We start from the raw sequence: 405 nt of genomic DNA, 5'->3' as shown, positions 1-405 counted from the left end.
AAGTGCGACTGGAGAGCAGCTTCCAAGAAGATCCGCAACGAGTTCTACAATGCTGCGATCTGGTACTGGAGGAAGAAGCGCGCAGAATTGATCAAACCGTTGCAGTGGCTGGCGCAGATGTTCCTACCAGCACCTGAGGTCAACAGAATCACACAACACTGAAGCCTCAAGGGGATGCTTCTGCAGCCATGATCCGGTCCTTGTAAATTTCTGATCTATAGTGCAGTGTCAATAGGTGAGATAGTTCCTCTTTTTTTTGTATGGAATTGGAATTGTGAATGGTATGGCAAAGCCATTTGTTGCCTGTATTGTTGTAGTGGACAATGTGTTGCCTTGTTGGGACATGATGTGATGAACTGTATTTGATTATAATCCACGGCATCAACACATCAAGATGCTATTGTG

Origin of the sequence: Ectobacillus ponti (assembly GCF_024294785.1) — a bacterium.
GTDB classification, from domain to species: Bacteria; Bacillota; Bacilli; order Bacillales; family Bacillaceae_G; genus Ectobacillus; species Ectobacillus ponti.
Note: the sequence above shows the minus strand (reverse complement) of the source record.